The following is an 18,099-nucleotide window of genomic DNA, read 5'->3' as shown; positions in this document are numbered from 1 at the left end:
CGATGCCGTCTTCGTCAGGTAGGACCGCGACGAGCGCGCCAGGCTGGTCCGCCGGAAACGGCCCGCGAAGCTGATCGCTGTGCCGTGTGCCGAAATCTCGGCCATGCTGACGTCGTTCACTGCCACGGGTGCACCGACGAAGGCGGTGACCATGGCACGAGGTCTGAGCGCGGCACGGACCGGGCGATCCCGTCCCCAGGGGTCACCAGGTGCCAGCACCATGCGTTGTAGGCCCACATTTCAAGCAGTGCCACTTCCCCGTTGGTTCGACTCGCCAGGAGTTCCACCTCTGCCCAGAACCCTTCATCCGCCGGCCGGTATGGCACTGGATCTTCGAGATCCAGATCGTAGGGCGAGGTGAAGCCTTCGTCCACGAAGAGTCCGAGCCCGTGCACGCGGTCTACCGCCTGGAAGCACGGCCGATGACTGCTGACATAGAGGTAGTAGTCCCAGCCGACCGCGAGACTGAAGCGGCCTTCGGCCTCCAGGAGGCACCACACACCGTCCTCGCGCAGCATCGCTCGGACCAGTTCCAGCCCCGCCGCAAGCGAGACCACGCGGCCGTCATAGAACTCCTCCGCAGACAGGTTGGATACTTCCGGGCCGTAGCCGGGCAGAAGACGCCCGGAGCTGATGCCGTGCAGTCCGGGAGTGCGTACGACCAACTCGGTGATCCCGGACTCTTGGGCGAACAGCTCTACCGCCATCAGATAGGCCGATTCCACCTGCTCGTACCGCCGGCGGGTGAGGACGCGACCGTCGAAGGTCTGGCCGATCTCACAGATGGAGGTCCAATCGTCCCCCACAAAGGCCCCGCTCGCGTCTCTCAGTCGCGGGTCGTACTTGGTCACTCTGAAACGGTGGTCGAGCATGCTCCATCATCTTTTGACGGACGAAGCTCCAACAAGATCGACTAAATCGAGTAGGAGGGTCGGGCGACCTGACCCTCCTACTCGATTTGACTCGCTGGCGTCGTGGGCCCGGAAACCAACACGCGAACGCGACGACACGTCTCCCCAGGCCAGGGCCCCCGCGATGGTCGTCGGCCGCTTCGTCGAAGTTCCCGTACTGGCCACGGGACATGTCGGCGCCATGACCGGGGATAACCCCGCCAGATGTCCGAACGGGGAAACGGGAGGCGCCCACACTGACGGGGCGGCCCCGGAAAACGGTCAACGGCCCAGAGGTGCAGCCATGCCCAAATACCTGATACAGGCCAGCTATACGGAGGCGGGACTGAAGGGGGTTCTCAAGGGGGGAGGTACCGCGCGACGCCAAGCGGTGGATCGCATGGTGGAGAGCGTCGGGGGCCGTGTCGAGCAGATGTACTTCGCCTTCGGTGAGAGCGACGTGTACATAGTGGCCGACCTGCCCAGCAACGCCGCCTCCGCCGCCGTGGGATTCACAACCTCGGCCTCCGGTGGCGTACGGACGAAGACGGTCGTTCTCCTGACGGCGGAGGAGGTCGACGAGGCCGCCAAACTGAAGGTGCAGTACCAAACGCCCGGTGCATGATCGTACGTCGCGCCGGTGTGCGTTCAGGACGGGTGAGGACCGGCCGCGCCGTCTGAGACGCGCCAGCCTGCAAAGGCGAGCGCGGCGCCAGCCCCGGCCGCGGTGGGTGGTCGGCAGCCGGCTCCCGCGCGGTCCGTCCAGAGAAGACGCACGGGAGCCGGCAGGTTGTGCTTCGGGGTTCTCAGGCCGCCGAGCCGGTGATGTGGAACGGCACCTCGGTGATATTCGACGTCACGCCGAGCTTGCGCAGGTCCTTGGCATCGACCCGGCCGTCGCCGTTGAGGTCCTTCACCGTGTCAGGCGCGTCGTCGAGCACGCCGTTGCGGTTGAGGTCGCCCACGACCGCGACGGTGAGCATGCTACGGACGTCCTTTCCGAACAGCGGCTTGCCGACCAGCCAGGAGTCCCACAGCTTCACCGCATTCCCGGCCTTGTCCCGCTCGGCCACGCCCGTAACGTTGAACAGGTTGGCCAGGTTCGTGCCCGGTCCCGAAAAGCCGGTCGTCGTTGGGGTTTCAAGGCACCTCCGGCAGACGGCACCTTGTCGATCTTTCCGGACTTCGACCCGACGGGTGAAGGTGGAGCGTGCTCGACCACCGCTTCAGAGTGACCAAGTACGACCCGCGATTGAGAGACGCGTCTCAAGTAACTGGGTCGCGACATCGCCGAGTGGGAAGGTGGCGTCCCCTTATTCGGCATCCGGCATCCAGCCCCGCGCCTCAGCACTGGAACCCGGGCCACAAATGATCACGCCGCGACCAGGATTTCGGCTGGCGAGCAAACGATGAGCAACCATCGTGATCAACACGGGGGGTGGGGCGCCAACGAGCTGATCACCAAATGAAGAAAACCCAGGTCAGATGTACCAACCTGGGTTTCTTGCAAGTGCGCCGCCAGGGACTCGAACCCCGGACCCGCTGATTAAGAGTCAGCGGTTCGCCCTGTCATCCCGTGCCGGCCACCACCACACCGCGCCGTTTGATGCCGCTTCGTACGGCCGTCGCCCGGTCTGAGTGCCGCTCAATGCCACGGCCTGACGTCCCGTTCCACGGCATCCGAGCAACCACCGAGCAACCCGGCCACCGAAATGAAGGGGAACCGCTGCATCGACGTGTTCCGCTGGCGGCTCGGCCGCGAGCTTGACGTCCTTCCCCTCCGTGTCCACCACGAGCGCTGCACCCTGCGTCAATTTGTGGCGTACACCGAGCTTCTCCCGTCTCGGCCACGCCTTCGAACACCGTAGCCCGTCATCGGCGGGTACACAGCGCTGCCTTCCTTATTGCTTCTACGTAGGGCGAATCTTCCGCCCTAATGCCCAGATCAAGCTGCTCGAAAGGTACAAGTGCGGGATGGTCAGGGTCCCGGTCCTGCATCCATGCTGACCAGGCATCATGAACATCAGAAGGGCTTACCTCAGTACCCTTGGCGCGAAGCAGGACCGCATACAGGAGGAAGAGAGAGTCGGAATCCTCCGGAGGGCTGGCTGTGTCGGCGAGCATTCCACGGATCAGTTGGGCATCGTCACTCAAGTACGTCACCCCCAGAACCTTCCCATGAACATCAGAACGTGCAACATGGCGAAAACCCATGGGATCGCACGTTCGCTAGTTCCCAGCTCTGCGTACCGACTACGCCATGACGGGATCGGGTCCTGCCTGAGGTACCGCCACTCCTCCGAAAAGATCTTTAGCGAGAGCGCTTCCTCGGCCTTGTTGATGACCTTGAACTTGGCACGATTGAGGTCCCGATAGCTACGCAACTGCAGCCACCAGGTGGCCGAGAGCGCGACTCCCGCAAGAGAGACCGCGATCCCGATTCCCCACGGCGATTTCGCAAGGTTAGGTGCCGCCACACCGAGCACCGCAACGAACGTCGTCTGCACCGTGAGGAAGAAGGCATTCGCAGTCCCTCGCCGAGCGGAGAGGCGATCTGCCATCTCGACCGCCATCTTGTAGAGGTCCAAGAAGGCTGGCGAGACATCGGGCGGGGGCGTGCTCATCTCGCCCCGCCGATGAGGCTCTCAAGGTTGTCCCATGCCCACTTGTAGACCTTGTCACTAGCTTCCGCAGCGGTGGGCTTCGTGCAGGTTTTGTCGGCGTATCCCCAGAGCAAGAAGTACGGGATCCCCTCCTGCTGAGCTATCTCGAGTTCGATAGCTACGCCCTTGGCGGTGTGCGTGTGCTCGCCACAGATAACAATCACGACGTCAGAGGCCCGTATGCGGCGCCTCGCTTCATCTCGCCATGTCGGCGACGCCTCCTTGATCGACCAGTCGTGGATCTCGAAGGGAGAGCCGGGGAGCTTGGCCTGGCCCACGAGCAGGTGCTTCAGCGGGGCGTCATGGTCGTAGTCGAAGCTAACAAACGCGCGTTTGGGGACTGCCACGTGATCCTCCAAGAGAGGGCGAGTACGAGCGATTGCAGTAAGGGTAGGGACTGGCACCGACATCTACGCTGGCATGACCGCGGGCGGCTGAAATCTGTCAGCACCTCCTCTGGCGGGGGATTGTGCAGTGCGGCTCGTCCCCTGGGCGGGTGTCGGACTGCTTATCGGCGTTCACGGAGCGCAGCTTGCAGACGGACAGTGAGCTCTTCGGCGATGTCCGTGGCGCGATCTCGAATCACGTTAAACCTCAGAGATCCCTCCGGCGGCGAAACGACCGGCCCTTCAGACATAGTTAGTGTGGCCGAAGACCGAGTGCCGACAGCTGCGACATTTCCGATAGCCAGCAGGTTCGCGGGTTCGATAACAGCGGCTGGCGCGAAATCTGCTGCCGAGAGTGGGAGTTCGCTCAGCAGGTGCAGCAAGCGCCTTACCCGGTCAATCACGTCCTCAGGATCAAAAATTGACCCAAGCCTATCGCCAGGGAGCGGCGTCCATGTAGCTCGCTGCCCGCTACGGGTGACCGCGATCCCGGAGAGTCCAGGCTGCCGCCCACCTGTGGCGGTCCACACGGCGTTGGAGGTAGTGTCCGCGTTAACGGCCTCTCCGAGATCGAACAGCCCTTGCTGGCGCCCGATCTCGATCAACTTGCCTGGGAGACCGGCTACAACCCGCATATCCAGCGGCACCGAGTCCCGTGCCGGAACGAGATGCACTTCAAGAACGGCTCGGCTGCTCATCCTCGAGGCGCCGATGATCTGGGATCGAGTAATGATCGGCATAGGCATAGTGCGGATCCACTCGAGCGGTCCTGCCGCGACGCTTGGGACAAGCGTCGCAACCGCATTTTCCTGGCTTGACGCGACCGGAGACGCCTTTTGAACCTGTTCCGGGCTGCCCTGGCCGACAGCGGCCCAACCTCTCCCGGGGAAGGGCGGAGGCATAGTTGGCTTGGCGCGTTCGGGACGAAGTCCGGATAGCAGCGTCTCCCTCGCGACCTCGGCGTCGATGCCGAACAGCCGTATCTGAACGATTGACTTGAACATCCCAGGCGGCGTGCAATCCCGAACCATGATCGGAATCAGCCGTCTCTCAAGGCCTTGTGGATCACTCGCGAACATGGCGGCCCACTCGGGCTGGGCAAAGTTGGAGTTCAAGTAGTCCGGTGAGAGAACCGCGATCACACGGCCGGCGCGAGCAGTGGCCTCCTGCATCTTGAGGACGAAGTTCGTTCCGGGCGGGAAGTCCCACGCCTGAATGATGCACGAGTATCCCTCGTGCTCCAACGTCCAGGAAATCCACTCCGCCCACTCGGTGTCCGCCTGCGTGTACGAGATGAAGAAGTCAGCCTTGCCGTCGTCCACGCGCATCCTCCTGTTGTTGCCTGACACGACGCTGCGTGGAGGGTAATCCTGCGTCGCAGAAGTCGTCATGATCTCCTTTAGGACGATGTTATCGCCGGTTGTGGCGTCACAGGTGTCCCCACAGTCACTCCAGACGCACCCAAAATCGCGACTGGATCAGGTGATCCGGGCACCCAGTCGGTGGCGAAGGTCTCCGTCTGCTTGATGGCGAGTTCAGCGGCCGCGCGTTCCTCTTCCGCCTGGTAGTCAAACCTCGCCAACAGGCGCCGGACGCAGGGCTGACGGAGTTCTCGAATGTTGAGACGACGAGAAGGGGATTCGCAGGTCACGGGTTGATCGCGTACGGCGTGGCGAAGTCCTGACATGCAACAAGGCCCCGTAGAACGGCGGTTCTCACGCCAACCCGATCTACCGGAGCCTCGTTGTCCGTGCAGTCTGCCATGCCGCCCGTCGTGTCCGCCATCAGCGCACCATCAACGCCGTTGACCAGCGTGGATCTCTCGCACCGGCTGATGAGGTCGTGGACATGGCCGATCTGCGCCAGGTATGGGCCCAGGTCCCAGACCCCCGTGATCGACGCGGACGGCGCCATCCACTGGCCTTGATGCTGGCCCTGGTCCAGGCGGCGATCGTGTCCGGCGCGGTCTCCTCCGCCGCGATCCGGCACTGGATCGCCCGTGCCCCGCAAGAAGTCCTGGCCCAGCTCGGCGCCCGAAAGGATCGGCGGACCGGCCTGTTCCAAGCCCCGCACCCCGATACCGTGTGCCGCACGATCGCGCGGGTCAACGCCACGCACGTCGATGCCGCCTACGCCGCGCACCGGGCCGGCCAGCTGCGCGAGCTGTACGACGATCCCGACGAGTTGATCCCCATGACCGTCGACGGCAAGACCTAACGCGGCACCGCCACCCCTGGCAAGTCCGCCCGGCATCGGCTCGACGCGCAGTTGGCCCACGACGCCCTCATGGTCGCGACGATCGACGTCGGCTCCAAGAGCAACGAGATCACCGCCTTCGCCCCGCTACTGGACCAGATCGACTGCCTGAAGAACATCGTGATCAGCGCCGACAGGCTGCATACGCAGCGGGAGCACGCCCGCTACCTGCACCGGCGCGAAGCGTTCTACGTCTTCCCGGTCGGCGGCAACCAGCCGGGCCTGTTCGACCAGCTCGACGCCTTGGCCTGGAACGAGGTCCCGATCGGGTGGACCACCTACGACCGCGGCCACGGCCGCACCGAGGTCCGCACCATCCAGGTGATGCCCGCCCCGGCCGGGGCCCGCTTTCCGCACGTCAAGCAGGTCTTCCTGCTCGAACGCTACGTCTATGACCTGCACTGGAAGCCGTTGTCGAGCATCGCGGTGCTGGGCGTCACCAACCTGCCCGTGACGCTGGCCGGCCCACGACGCCTGGCCGAACTGGTCAGAGGCGAATGGTCAATCGAAAACAAAGATCATTACGTGAGAGACGTCACCCTCGGAGAGGACCGATGCAGGGTCCGTACCGCCTCGGCCCCGTCGATCCTGGCCACCATGCGCAGCTACGCGATCGGCGCGCTACGCCTGCTCGGCTTCACCAACATCGCCGACGGCACCCGATGGGCGCGCGACGACTTCCACATCGCCCTGGGTCTCACGATGTGAGAACTCCTCCAGCCCTGGCGCCGGACGCGGCTGTGGAGCTTCACACGAACGGACAGCCAGTCGACACTCAGTTTTTGGCCGATGCTGAGCTGAACACGGTCGATCACTGGTAGACGCTCAGCGTGTTCTCTTTTGCCGTTTACGAGGTTGCAGTTGAGGCAGCCAATATGCAGGCGGTTGCGGCTCGTCCCCAATGAGCGCCCAATCGTCGGAATCCCTATCTTCTCGGGGAGCCCAGGAGCGGGGAGGAGACAGCGCGAGCGTATCGTGGACCGCATTTTCCATCTCAGGCCAGGGCTTGTTGTGGGTGAAGTCATTCAGCAAGCGCGCAATCCCGTACTCCGTCATCTGCGGACTCCAAGTCCTGTTAATAACCTGGCAGTAGTCGTCGGCTTCAAAGAGCACACTGAAATGCTGGTCTGATCGCGGTCCGGCGACCCAAAGCAGCCTGTCACCCGGCGCGAGCATCTCGCGACCAATGAGCATACCGTTGGCTGCCATTTGATCGCGATCCAGATAAGGGACAGGATCGACATCACTACCGGGATGGTTATCACTGAATCCGGCGACATGGCCGGGCGATCTCGCTCCAAAAATCTCCAAGTGATCCCCGTCGGACTGCGCCTGCCAGAGATCAATAATTTCCGGCGGGTGGCCAGCGAAGAGCTTCTGTAGGGACGTCCAGGAGATCAAGGCGAAGACCTGGCCTTCCTCCAGAGCCAAGGCCAGGCGATCCCCTGACCTCAGTAGATATCGATCTAGCGATTGCCAGCTCTCGATTCCGGCCACTTCGACAGCGGCCATTCGGACCGCGTCGATGGCTTGCGCCACGGTGGCGTTGAAGAATTCCCGCCTCGGATTCACTCGGGTTTCCGCGAGTAATTCATGCGCGCGGCGCTCAACGGCCTCAGGCCGTGAAGTCATGGTTCGGAAGGCGACCTCGAACGGCTTCGGCAGGCCTGTCTTGTAAAGATCGAGCGCCCGATCTTCGGGAAGCCACGAGGAGAGGCCGACCTTAACGAGGCCCGGCATGGCTTCGTTGGTTAGAACGTAAACAAATCCGATCTTGTGCTGGGGGATCACCGTAAAATCCTCCAAGACTCAGGTGTGCTGTCACAAGCGATAGATTAGCCGCGTTCGACAGTTTGGAATATACTTCCAAACTCGCACAGCGTTCTTAAGAAAGTCCTCTCATACATTGCGCCGTTCATGGCTGTGCTCTGGTCATGGTGACGCGGGTGCCCATTCGTTGGCGAAGGTCTCCATCTGCTTGATGACGAGTTCGACGGCCTCTCGCTCCTCCTCGGGTGGATAGTCGAACCTGGCCAACAGCCGCCGGACGCGGCTGCGCAGCTTCGCGCGGACGGGTTCGCGGGACAGCCAGTCGACGCTCAGGTTCTGCCGAATGTCGGCTACCAGGGCGCGCGCAATCTCGGCAAGCGTGTCGTCTCCCATAACGGCCTTGGCGATTCCGTGGCTGGCAACAGCGTCGTAGAAGGCGAGTTCAGCGACATTGAGCGGCGGGTCGAAACGCTCGCCTCGCCGAGCATCCGCAGAGACCTCTTTAGCCATAGCGACCAGTTCGGCGATCAGCTCGGCGCTGGTGAGCTGTTGCCGCATATAGCGGATCATCAGGTCTTCGAGCCTCTCAGCGAAGCTCTCTCTGCGGATGATGTTGTGCCGGGTCACCTCGCGCATCTTCTGCTCAATCAGCCGGCGGAGCGCTTCGGCGGCCAGGTGCGGAGTCTCGGAGGTCTGCAGCCTGCGCAGGTGCTCGTCGTTGAGCTGCGTGATGTCCAGATGCCCTATTCCGGCCTCAGCGTACAAGTCGGTGATCTCCGCGGCATCGACTACAGAGGCCGCTAACTGAGACAGGTAGATACTCACCTCGGCGGCAAGCGGCTTCCCGCTTGCTTCACGGTCGGCGGCGTCCAGCTTGACGATCCAGGCGCGCACCTCGACGAAGAAGGCGATATCTCTCCGCAGCGCCTCCAGGTTGTCGAACCGTTCGACAATGTCACGGCTCATCGCGCACAGCCGATAGAAACGCTCCAACCGGGTGGCGCGCTCCTTAAAACGGTCTGACAAGCTCTTCTGGCCTGGCTCGACCTTGTTTCCAGGGGTGCGGGGGTCACGGAGGTAGTTAGTTACCATCCGTAGGACCCGTATGCGGGGACGAGGGACAGATGTGTCCGCGAGGAGTCGCCGCCAGTCGATGCCTGACAGCAAGCCGCAGATGATCGAGTACTCGTTGCCGACCTCTGTGATGGCCCGCTCGATGTCCCGCCCTAGAGTCTGGTCGTTCTGATCGTTGGGACTGTACTCCTTGAGTGCATTCTTGAGGTTGTCAGTGAGCGGCGCGTATCCGACGAGCAGCCCCTCCTGCTTGCCGCGGAACCTGCGATTGACCCGGGCGAGTGCCTGCATCAGGTTCGCCCCCTGCATCGGGCGATCCATGTACAGGGTGTGGATCGGCGGGGCATCGTAGCCAGTGAGCAACATCGAGTGCACAATGAGCAGCTCAAGCTCGTCGTCAATGTCTTTGGCTCGCGCCTGGACGACCTTGTGCTGGGACGGGCGGAGGGCGTGAGCCTTTAGGTGTTCAGGGTCGGACGGGTCGCTATGAAAGACGATCTTCATCTTGCCCTTGTCCACGGTCTCGGCCACCCAATGAGGCCGCTCTTCCTTGATCGCGTCGAAGAGCCGGACACAGACCTCACGGCTGACACAGACAACCATGGCCTTGCCTGGGCCACCGAGCTGTGGGCGCATCAGCTCCGACCGCTGCTCCCAGTGCGCAACCAGGTCCGCGGCGAGCGTCTTGATCCGGTCAGGCGCGCCGTACACGTTGGTCATGTGCGCGGCGTATTGCATAACCCGACGACGCTCGGCGTCATCCAAATCGGCAGTCAGCGCGTCGGCCTCTTGGTCGATCGTTTCGGGGTCCACACCTGGCGGCAGGGAGACAGGGATGAGCCGTGGCTCGTGATAAACGCGGACGGTAGCCCCGTCGTCTACAGCCCGCTTGAGGTCGTAGATGTCGATGTATGGGCCGAACACCTCACGGGTGTTGGCCTCGGCCGTGGAGACGGGCGTCCCGGTAAAGGCGATCAGCGTCGCGTACGGCAGCGCGCCCCGCAGGTGACGGGCGTAGCCATTCAGGTTGTCATAGTGGCTGCGGTGCGCCTCGTCGACCACGACCAGGATGTTGCGGCGGTCAGACAGCAGCGGGTGATCCTCGCCGGACTCCCGCTCCTCTTTCGTACGCCCGAACTTCTGCAGCGTGGTGAAGATGATCCCTCCGGTGCGCCGGCGGGTCAGTTCCGCCCGGAGTTCCTCGCGGGTTTGCACCTGGATCGGTTCTTGTCCGAGAAGTCCTTGGCTGTCCTGGAAGGTGCCAAAGAGCTGGTCGTCGAGGTCGTTGCGATCGGTGATGACAACGATCGTCGGGTTGTTGAGTGCGGGCTGACGCGAAACCATCGCCGCCGTGCACACCATCTCCTCGGACTTGCCTGACCCCTGTGTGTGCCAGACCACTCCCGCTTGGCCGTTGCTGCGGGACGCCTCCACGATTGCTTCGACGGCCTTGGTCACTGCGTGATATTGGTGCGGCTTGGCGATGCGCTTCCCGGACGGGGTGAAATTTACAAAGTGCCGGGCCAGGCGAAGGAATCGATTTAGCGTGAATAGGCCGTGCAGCGCGAGAAACAGCGCTTCCACGCCATCGTGGTCGGGCGAGTTCGTGTCTACCCGCTCGCCGTCGTCGTCAAGGTTCCAGGGAGCGAAGTGCTCGTACGGCGTGAACGGCGTGCCGTACTTTGCGCTGAGACCGTCGGAGATCAGGCAGAGCACGTTGTAGCGGAAAGCCACCGGAAATTCATTGACGTAAGTGTGGAGCTGGGCGTGCGCATCCTTAAGCGTGGCGTGCTCGTCAGCAGCGTTCTTCAACTCGATTAAGGCAAGCGGCAGGCCATTGACGTAGAGGACGACGTCGAAGCGGCGCTCCTTTTCCCCGTCGATTACCGTGACCTGGTTGACTGCGTGATAGGTGTTCGTATTCGGGTTACGCAGATCGATCAGGCGGACCGTCGGCGTAATCTCCGCACCGAACTCGTCGGTGTAGGTAAGGCGGATCCCGTGGGTGAGGTACTCATGGGCGAGCCTGTTCTCCGGCAGTGCCTCTCGGGACTTCGGCGTTGTCGCAATGGTCATCGCATCACGTACGGCCGACGGCGGTAGCTCAGGGTTCAGTCGCTCGACAGCGGCATGCAGCTCGTCCCGAAGGATCAGGTCGTCCCACGTCGCCCGGCTCCCGGACCCCGGCGCGACGTCCTTGCCAGCTTTCGGGAGCCAAGAAAGCTCAGCGAGTTCATCGAGAGCATGGTGCTCCCAGGCGGACTCGGTCATCTTGCCGTCGTCATTCGTGGCCGTCATAAGGCGTCCTCGACAATCTGCTCCGCGTCTCGAACGCGCAGTCGGCCGGACATGAGCTCAGGAAGCAGCGCGTCACGCAGCTCCGCAAGGGTTAGTGATTCTTGTTCTGCGGCAAGCGCTCGCGCCCAGAAAGCGTTACACTTGACTTCTAGTTTTTGAAGCATGACGGTGCTTGGTGTCGGCACAAGCTCATCGAGGTGGCGGCGCTGGATATGGCCCATTGTGGTCGCCTTATCAGCTGCAACGGAACGAAAATCCGCTAGCTTCAACTTTACCAGTTCAAATGGTAGCCAAATAGGATAATTACCCTTTGGAATGACCTTAAATATGTGCTGGTTGATGATAGCTTCCGGGCGATACCACCTGGCCACCGTAAGGGAACCCGACCAGGCAAAAAGAACATCTCCAGGCCGCGCCAAGTGCCTCTCAGAAACGTCCATGTCGTTATAGATCGTTGATGGCCCCGGGCCCGAGTTGATCTCGGCAATGCGGATAACCATCCGCCCAGTTCCTGTTGCATCCTTCGTGAAGGCGCGCCCGTTGATAAACGCTGCCACATCCGACAGCGGCCGCTCCGAGAATTCACACTTTGCTTCATTGATCGCATTACTATACGTGGCCGACAATAGCTCACCAGTAGTAATGGCAAGGCGCTCATTGAGCGCAATCTTATCGTCCAGCGCTCCCAGAACATCCGCAATTGCATCCTGGCAAGGGCGACCCGGCAACGGGATAGGGACCTGCCGAAGGATCCCTAGATTGATCTTCTGCGTTACGCTTCCGCTCAGTCGAGCGGATAGCCACTCGATCGCCTGCGGCGACTTTAGATACCAGTTAACATAGCTGTGATTCACATAGTCGACCAGTGGGATAACAGCCACGTCACGCGAGACGTTGAATCCCGCCATGGACGGCGGGACAATTGCACAGTGCCCCGGCTCAGCGATTAGATTGATAACCAACTCGCCGCCACGAAGGATTGTTCGACGGAACTGCTCACTCACTTCGCGAGTTACGCGCTTCTCGTCACTAAATACAATCCGATTGCCTCGGATATCTCCTCCCCGGATTACCGGTATACCGTTCGGAACAAAGTCACCAACTTTAACGATCCCGTAGGTTATCCCGCGCGTGGAGTCACACAGCTCTCCCAGCGGGAGAGCAGGCCGCTCAACCATCGATCCTCCCGAGTTGTTCGCGAACGACTACGTCGAGACGCGCGGCCTCGTCAAAGTGCTCGAAGAGTTCTTTTGTGAGCCTGGCGATGCGTTCTTCCACCGGTTCGGCGTCGGGGCCCTCTTCGATTTCTGCCGTACCAACATAACGCCCGGGTGTGAGGATAAAGTCGTGCTCCCGGATCTCTGCCAGTGACGCGGAGTAGCAGAAGCCGGGCACGTCTTCGTACTTGATGCCCTTGTCCTTGGCGGACTTGGTACCACGCCAGGCGTGGTAGGTGTCAGCGACCTTGGCGAGGTCTTCATCGGTGAAGATTCGCTCGGTGCGGTCGACCATGGTGCCGATGCTCCGCGCGTCGATGAAGAGCACTTCACCCCTTCGGTCGGTAAGTGCCTTGCCTCCCTGTGGAGTCTTGTCTTTGGCAAAGAACCACAAGCAAGCGGGGATCGCGGTCGAACGGAAGAGATTGCCAGGCAGAACCACCATGCAGGCAACCAGATCGGCCTCGACCAGCGCGGTGCGGATCTCACCTTCCCCGCTCTGCTTGGAGGACATCGACCCGTTGGCCAGGACGACACCGGCCATACCGCGTTCGCCAAGCTTGGAGATGATGTGCTGAAGCCAGGCGTAGTTGGCGTTGGACTGTGGCGGCGCGCCGTACACCCAGCGCGGGTCCTTCTCTTTCCGCGACCAGGCAGACATGTTGAACGGCGGGTTGGCCATGATGAAATCGGCCTTGAGGTCCGGCAGTTTGTCCTCTGCGAAGGTGTCGGCCCAGCGCGTCCCGATGCCCTTGGGGTCGATGCCATGGATGGCAAGGTTCATCTTTGCCAGCCGCCAGGTCCGCTCGTTGGCCTCCTGACCGTAGATGGCAATGTCGTCGCTGTGGTCTCGTCCGGCATGAGCAACAACGAACCTGCTGGCCTGGACGAACATGCCTCCCGATCCACAGCACGGGTCGTACACGCGCCCCTTGTACGGCTCCAGAATTTCCACCAGCAGCCGGACCACGCTTGCGGGCGTGTAGAACTCTCCGGCGCGCTTGCCTTCAGCGCGGGCGAACTTCTCCAAAAAATACTCGTAGACCTCGCCGAGCACGTCTCGTGCGGGACGGTCGCCATGGCCGGTGAAACGAGCGTCGCTGATCAGGTCGACGAGTTCCTTGAGACGCCGCTGGTCGACGTTGTCCCGGTTGAAGATCAGTGGGAGAACGCCGGTGAGCGCCGGGTTCTCCTTCATCACGGCGCTCATCGCATCGTCGAGGAGCTTGCCGACACCGCCTTCCGCGCTCGTGGCCTTTTCGGCGATGTAATCCCAGCGGGCGGTCGAGGGAACCCAGAAGACGTTCTTCTCGGTGTACTCGTCCTTCTCTTCAAGAAACGCGGCGCGGCGATGCTCGGGGATCTCCGCGAGCTCGGGGTCAGCGGCGAGCTCGGCGCGCCGCTCGGCGAAGGCATCCGAGACGTACTTGAGGAAGACCAGCCCGAGGACGAACTCCTTGTACTGAGCCGCGTCCATCGAGCCGCGGAGCTTGTCAGCGGCCTTCCACAGGATGTCCTGGATCTCCTTGGTGCTGGAGATGCCGGGGAGTTCGCCCTGCCCGACGGCTGCGCGCTTACGTGGCGGCATCGTTTCCTCTTCTCTAGTGATCAGTGAGGGTCAAAGTCCCGTCGGCAAAGCCGGCGACGGTCAAGTTGTGAATCTCGGCAAGCTCGTTCTGCTGGGCGCGGAGCAGGCTCTGCCGCGCCTCGATATCGGCAAGGAGGGCATCGAGGCGCTCGCCATCCGCCAGGTTCAGGTCGGGAATGGTGAGGTCCTCGATCCGGATCGCACGGACCGCACCGGGGCTGCGATCGGTGTTCCTGGCCGCTGCGAGCAACGCGGCTAGGACTCGGGGAGTGAGCGGGCGTACGGCTTCGGCGACGACGCGAAGTGCCCGCGCGGGGAAGGCGACTACTGAAAAGCCTTCGTGATCGACCATCAGGGCGAACCGGGGTGAGGTCGTGTAGACAATATCGCCCGGCTCGGTCAGAGCGGCGTACTCATAGGTGGCTGCGAACACCATGCGGTCGATCTTGCGACTGCCGATGGGGCTCGCACCAGCGACCTCCTCGGAGCCGAGCACGGTGTGGTGGCCTTCCCGCTGTACATGCCGTGGGTGGATGCGATGCCCCTTGACCTTCAAGATCCGGCCATCTGCGATGAGCGCGCCCACAGTGGTGAGCGGCGCGAGTGAGCCGATGCGGCGTACAACGTTACCCCGCACCCGACCATGAGTTTCGCCATATTGCTGAGCCAGAAGGGCCGCGCGATCAAGGCGCCCCTCGGCTTCGGCGATCAGCGCAGGGCGTTCGGTCACCGTACGTGCCAGGACCTGGGACTGCGGCGGCCCAGGCGGCGTGAGCACTCCACCAAACTCCGCATCGAGTTGCGCGATCGGTACGGCATGGCCGTAGCGAGGGTCGTGTCCGTCGAAACGCCGATATCCCTCGGCGCGCCACAGCAGGATGTCTTCGGTGAGCCGGGCACGCACACGTTCGCTGAGGGTTTCGGCGCTGATGTCGCAGAGCAGCACATAACCTCGCGCAGCCTTGATCGGAGCACGAGTCATGACCCACAGGGCTGCTCGGTAGCCGGGTCGATAAGGGATCACGCCCCCGGAGAGATTGACGACGGCCTCCACGATGCCGCTGCGCAACAGGGCCGAGCGAAGCTGCGCCTCTTCGGTGCCGGTGAGCTGGTCAACGAGCACGTCAGCGGGACCGATGACAACGGCGGTGCACCCAGGGCCGAGGAGATCGCTTACCCGCTCGACCTCGGCCAGGGTGGCCAATACGGACCGGACTTCACCGGGCCTATATGGCAGCTGCGTGACGATGAGGTCCGGGTCGGCCATCCCCTCCTCCAGGTCGGTGCCGACCTGGACGTCGAGCGCGTGCTCGACGATCCCGGCCAGCAGTAGCCGGCGCCGGGCAAGCCGGACGAGCCAGTCCACCCGCTCCGCCGCGAACGCCACAATGCCATCGGTCTGGTCCGTCTGCTTGATAAGAGCGACGAGGAGGTCCCCCGCTCCGGCGTAGGGGTCCGCGATCGCGATACGGCTCTTCTTCGTCAGGCGGGAGGGCAGGTCGGTGATCTCAGTGATCAGGCGCAGCAGCTCTGGAGCGGGAAGGGACGCGGCGAGTTCGTCGAGGCCGATCCGGGAACGAGCCGCCAACAGCCACTCGTAGGCGTTGCCCGGGGTGTAGGCGGCCTCCACGAGATTGTCGGCCAGGTGTGCCAGCGTCAGAGCGGACGAATCCGCGCCTCGGAGTTCACGCAGCACGAACTCGTCCTCGATGTCCATGCGCTCGGCTCTGCGCAACAGCTCCGACCATGACGTGGTGCCGGCCTCGGCGAGAAGGGGCCGTTCGACAAGCTGACGCAGGCAGAGCAGGCTCCCTGCGATCTCAACGAGCCTGCGCGGGCCGAACTGAGTGGCATAAGCCGCGATGCTGTAGAGGGCCATCTCTTCACGGATTTGGGCACCGGAGGCGTTTCCGAGGTCCTTGTCTGCGAGCCATCGCACCACCTCGCCACCTCTGAAAAGGGGCTTGCTGTGGCCGCTGGCAGCAGGGGCGGGAAAGTCAGGGTAGCGACGTCGCCAGGTGCTGACGACCGGCCTCTCCACCCTGGCGAGCCTGGCGATTTCCGTCATGGACATCAACGGCGAGTGCGAGACCGCCATATCAACACCTCCCCTCCTTAATCACTCAAGAATGTAGATGGAAGATCCATCATTAGGCCACTAGATTGGTTGATAACCCCGGTTATCAACCAACAGCCGAGTCAGACTCAGAGGCAGGATCGGCCGAGGGTGCGGGGAGCGCCCTGACTGCACGTTCTGCCATAGCCGACTCGATCAGCTCAGGGCTGCCAAGGGGGCGCGTGGACTGCTCCGCAGCGTGGATCTCGGCCAGCTGGCTCTCTACGACCTTGAGGGTCTGGAACTTACGCGCGGTGACGAAGACCCGGCCCTCCATGGAGCCCACGGTCTCGTTGTATGCCTTAACCGACCGGTCCAGCGCGCCACCGAGCCGGCTGAGGTGTCCGCCCATAACCGACAGCCGCTCATACAGCTCTCGGCCAAGCTCGTAGACCTGCTTGAGGTTGTCCTGCAGCGCTGCCTGAGTCCAAGCGAACGCGATCGTTCGAAGCATGGCGATCAGCGACGTCGGCGTCGCGATCAGCACCTGCTTGAAGGCCGCGTACTCCAGAAGGGACTGGTCATGGTCAAGTGCCGGCTGAAGAAACGCGTCGCTGGGCACGAACAGCACCACGAATTCCGGTGAGCCCGCGACCTTACGGAAGTACTCCTTGCTACTTAGGGCGTCCACATGCTTGCGCAGGTGCTTGGCATGGTCAGCCCAGTGCTTCTTCGCCTCGACCTCATCTGCCGCCTCGATCGCCGCCATGAACGCGGCCATCGGCACCTTGGCATCCACCACTACGTGCTTGCCCCCGGACAGATGGACCACCATGTCAGGCCGGACCGCGGTCTCCATGTCGGCGACGTGGACCTGGAGATCGAAATCGCAGTGTTCAACCATGCCGGCCAGCTCGGCGGCCCGCTGGAGGTGCATCTCTCCCCACTGTCCGCGCACCTGCGGCTTCTTGAGCGCCTCCACCAGGTTGCGGGTCTCCTTACGGGTCCTGACCCCCTCTTCCGTCAAAGTCGTCAGCTGCTGGTCCAGCTTTGCGTCGGCTGCCACGCGGGTGGTGCTGAACTCCTTGAGCTGCCTGTCCATCTGGGCCAAGTGCTCCTGCACGGGCTTACTAACCGCACTCAGCGTCGCCTCGGCCTTGGTGACCAGCTCCGCCTGGGACTTCTTGAGCATCTCGTCCGTGGCGGCGCGGAGTGACTCCTCGAGGAGCCGGTTGTTCTCGTCGCGAGTCTGATCGAGCTCCTTGCGGACCGCCTCCAGCGCCGTGGCCTGCTCCTGAAGGCCCTGCTTCTGCGCGGTCAGCTCGCTGAGCTGTTCCTTGAGCTCCTGAATCTCTTCACGAAGCCGAGCCCCCGTGACTTCGAGCTTCGTGTTTTCCAGCCGCGCCTCGTGGAGCCGGCGCTCAGCCTGCTCGGATCGGTCCTGTGCAGTGGCGAGAGCCACCTTGAGGTGCTCGGTTTCGACCTCCTTGCGCTGCTGGTCGACGCGGGCTGTCTTCAGCTCCATCTCGAGGCTGCCGAGTCGTTCATCCAAGAACCGGCGGTCGGTGAGCGCGGTGGTGTAGGCGCGATCGAGGTCGGCGAGCTTCTCCCGAGCCTCGTTTCGTTCCGAGCGGAGCTCGTCCACCTGCTCCTGAGCCTGACGCTGCTGCTCTTGCGCGATCTTCATTTCCGCCCGATCGCTGTCGGCGCGGCTACGGGCGACCAGGTAGCCCATCAGAGCTGTGATAGCAGCAATAAAGAGAGTAAGTACGGTTGCCACGGGAGTCCTTTCGGATGTACCGCACCGGTCTGCAGAACGTGAGACCGGCCGAGGAAGACGCGGTTACTGGAGTGGCGACGTTTCCCAGGGGGAACTAGCATCCCAGCAGGACCAACCGTAG

15 protein-coding genes, 1 tRNA gene and 1 pseudogene are annotated in these 18,099 nt (G+C 62.7%); 3 read left to right on the top strand and 14 right to left on the bottom strand.

Annotated features, from left to right (window positions below):
• Positions 1-116: 116 nt before the first annotated feature.
• Positions 117-851, bottom strand: a complete 735-nt coding sequence (locus ACQP1V_RS09290; protein WP_433420937.1) for a hypothetical protein — start codon at positions 849-851, stop codon at positions 117-119.
• Positions 852-1,194: 343 nt separating this feature from the next.
• Between ACQP1V_RS09290 and ACQP1V_RS09285 the strand changes: the two genes are divergently transcribed.
• The gene (locus ACQP1V_RS09285) at positions 1,195-1,515 is read left to right on the top strand and encodes a GYD domain-containing protein (RefSeq protein WP_433420935.1); all 321 of its coding nucleotides are present in this window, start codon (positions 1,195-1,197) and stop codon (positions 1,513-1,515) included.
• A 181-nt stretch (positions 1,516-1,696) separates the two neighbouring features.
• Here ACQP1V_RS09285 and ACQP1V_RS09280 read toward each other — a convergent pair whose 3' ends face one another.
• From ACQP1V_RS09280 to ACQP1V_RS09250, 7 genes are all read right to left on the bottom strand, one after another.
• Complete coding sequence (locus ACQP1V_RS09280) at positions 1,697-1,963, bottom strand: hypothetical protein (RefSeq protein ID WP_433420932.1); 267 nt, start codon at positions 1,961-1,963, stop codon at positions 1,697-1,699.
• A gap of 438 nt (positions 1,964-2,401) precedes the next feature.
• Positions 2,402-2,490 (bottom strand) — tRNA-Lys (locus ACQP1V_RS09275).
• 272 nt (positions 2,491-2,762) lie between these two features.
• A complete protein-coding gene (locus ACQP1V_RS09270; protein ID WP_433420929.1) occupies positions 2,763-3,104 on the bottom strand; it encodes a DUF7701 domain-containing protein in 342 nt (113 codons plus the stop codon).
• A complete protein-coding gene (locus tag ACQP1V_RS09265) occupies positions 3,050-3,478 on the bottom strand; it encodes a RipA family octameric membrane protein (protein ID WP_433420926.1) in 429 nt (142 codons plus the stop codon). The genes ACQP1V_RS09270 and ACQP1V_RS09265 overlap by 55 nt, the downstream gene beginning before the upstream one ends.
• A gap of 32 nt (positions 3,479-3,510) precedes the next feature.
• A complete protein-coding gene (locus ACQP1V_RS09260) occupies positions 3,511-3,900 on the bottom strand; it encodes a TIR domain-containing protein (protein WP_433420922.1) in 390 nt (129 codons plus the stop codon).
• Between the two features lie 161 nt (positions 3,901-4,061).
• Positions 4,062-5,261, bottom strand: a complete 1,200-nt coding sequence (locus ACQP1V_RS09255) for a toll/interleukin-1 receptor domain-containing protein (protein WP_433420919.1) — start codon at positions 5,259-5,261, stop codon at positions 4,062-4,064.
• Positions 5,262-5,586: 325 nt separating this feature from the next.
• On the bottom strand, positions 5,587-5,853 hold the full coding sequence (locus tag ACQP1V_RS09250) for a hypothetical protein (RefSeq protein ID WP_433420916.1): 267 nt from the start codon (positions 5,851-5,853) through the stop codon (positions 5,587-5,589).
• Positions 5,854-5,865: 12 nt separating this feature from the next.
• On the opposite strand from ACQP1V_RS09250, the gene ACQP1V_RS09245 reads away from it, so the two are divergent.
• Together ACQP1V_RS09245 and ACQP1V_RS09240 are read left to right on the top strand one after the other, a co-directional pair.
• Positions 5,866-6,156, top strand: coding sequence for a hypothetical protein (locus ACQP1V_RS09245; protein ID WP_433420913.1), 291 nt, complete (start codon positions 5,866-5,868; stop codon positions 6,154-6,156).
• A gap of 30 nt (positions 6,157-6,186) precedes the next feature.
• Positions 6,187-6,903, top strand: a pseudogene (locus ACQP1V_RS09240) (ISAs1 family transposase); the annotation flags it as partial.
• 117 nt (positions 6,904-7,020) lie between these two features.
• Here the strand turns inward: ACQP1V_RS09240 and ACQP1V_RS09235 are convergent.
• The 6 genes from ACQP1V_RS09235 to rmuC form a co-directional block, all read right to left on the bottom strand.
• Positions 7,021-7,986, bottom strand: a complete 966-nt coding sequence (locus ACQP1V_RS09235) for a GIY-YIG nuclease family protein (protein WP_433420910.1) — start codon at positions 7,984-7,986, stop codon at positions 7,021-7,023.
• Positions 7,987-8,127: 141 nt separating this feature from the next.
• On the bottom strand, positions 8,128-11,337 hold the full coding sequence (locus ACQP1V_RS09230; RefSeq protein ID WP_433420907.1) for a type I restriction endonuclease subunit R: 3,210 nt from the start codon (positions 11,335-11,337) through the stop codon (positions 8,128-8,130).
• Positions 11,334-12,515: a restriction endonuclease subunit S gene (locus ACQP1V_RS09225; protein WP_433420905.1), complete on the bottom strand. Its 1,182-nt coding sequence runs from the start codon at positions 12,513-12,515 to the stop codon at positions 11,334-11,336. The genes ACQP1V_RS09230 and ACQP1V_RS09225 overlap by 4 nt, the downstream gene beginning before the upstream one ends.
• Positions 12,508-14,142 carry a type I restriction-modification system subunit M gene (locus ACQP1V_RS09220; protein ID WP_433420902.1) on the bottom strand — a complete coding sequence of 545 codons (1,635 nt, stop codon included), beginning with the start codon at positions 14,140-14,142 and terminating at the stop codon, positions 12,508-12,510. Before ACQP1V_RS09220 ends, ACQP1V_RS09225 begins: the two co-directional genes overlap by 8 nt.
• 13 nt (positions 14,143-14,155) lie before the next feature.
• A complete protein-coding gene (locus tag ACQP1V_RS09215; RefSeq protein WP_433420899.1) occupies positions 14,156-16,240 on the bottom strand; it encodes an N-6 DNA methylase in 2,085 nt (694 codons plus the stop codon).
• Between the two features lie 85 nt (positions 16,241-16,325).
• Positions 16,326-17,933, bottom strand: coding sequence for a DNA recombination protein RmuC (gene rmuC, locus ACQP1V_RS09210; protein WP_433420896.1), 1,608 nt, complete (start codon positions 17,931-17,933; stop codon positions 16,326-16,328).
• Positions 17,934-18,099 lie beyond the last annotated feature (166 nt).

Origin of the sequence: Microtetraspora malaysiensis (genome assembly GCF_050947145.1) — a bacterium.
Classification (GTDB): domain Bacteria; phylum Actinomycetota; class Actinomycetes; order Streptosporangiales; family Streptosporangiaceae; genus Microtetraspora_A; species Microtetraspora_A malaysiensis.
This window is presented reverse-complemented; position numbering and strand designations above follow the sequence as displayed.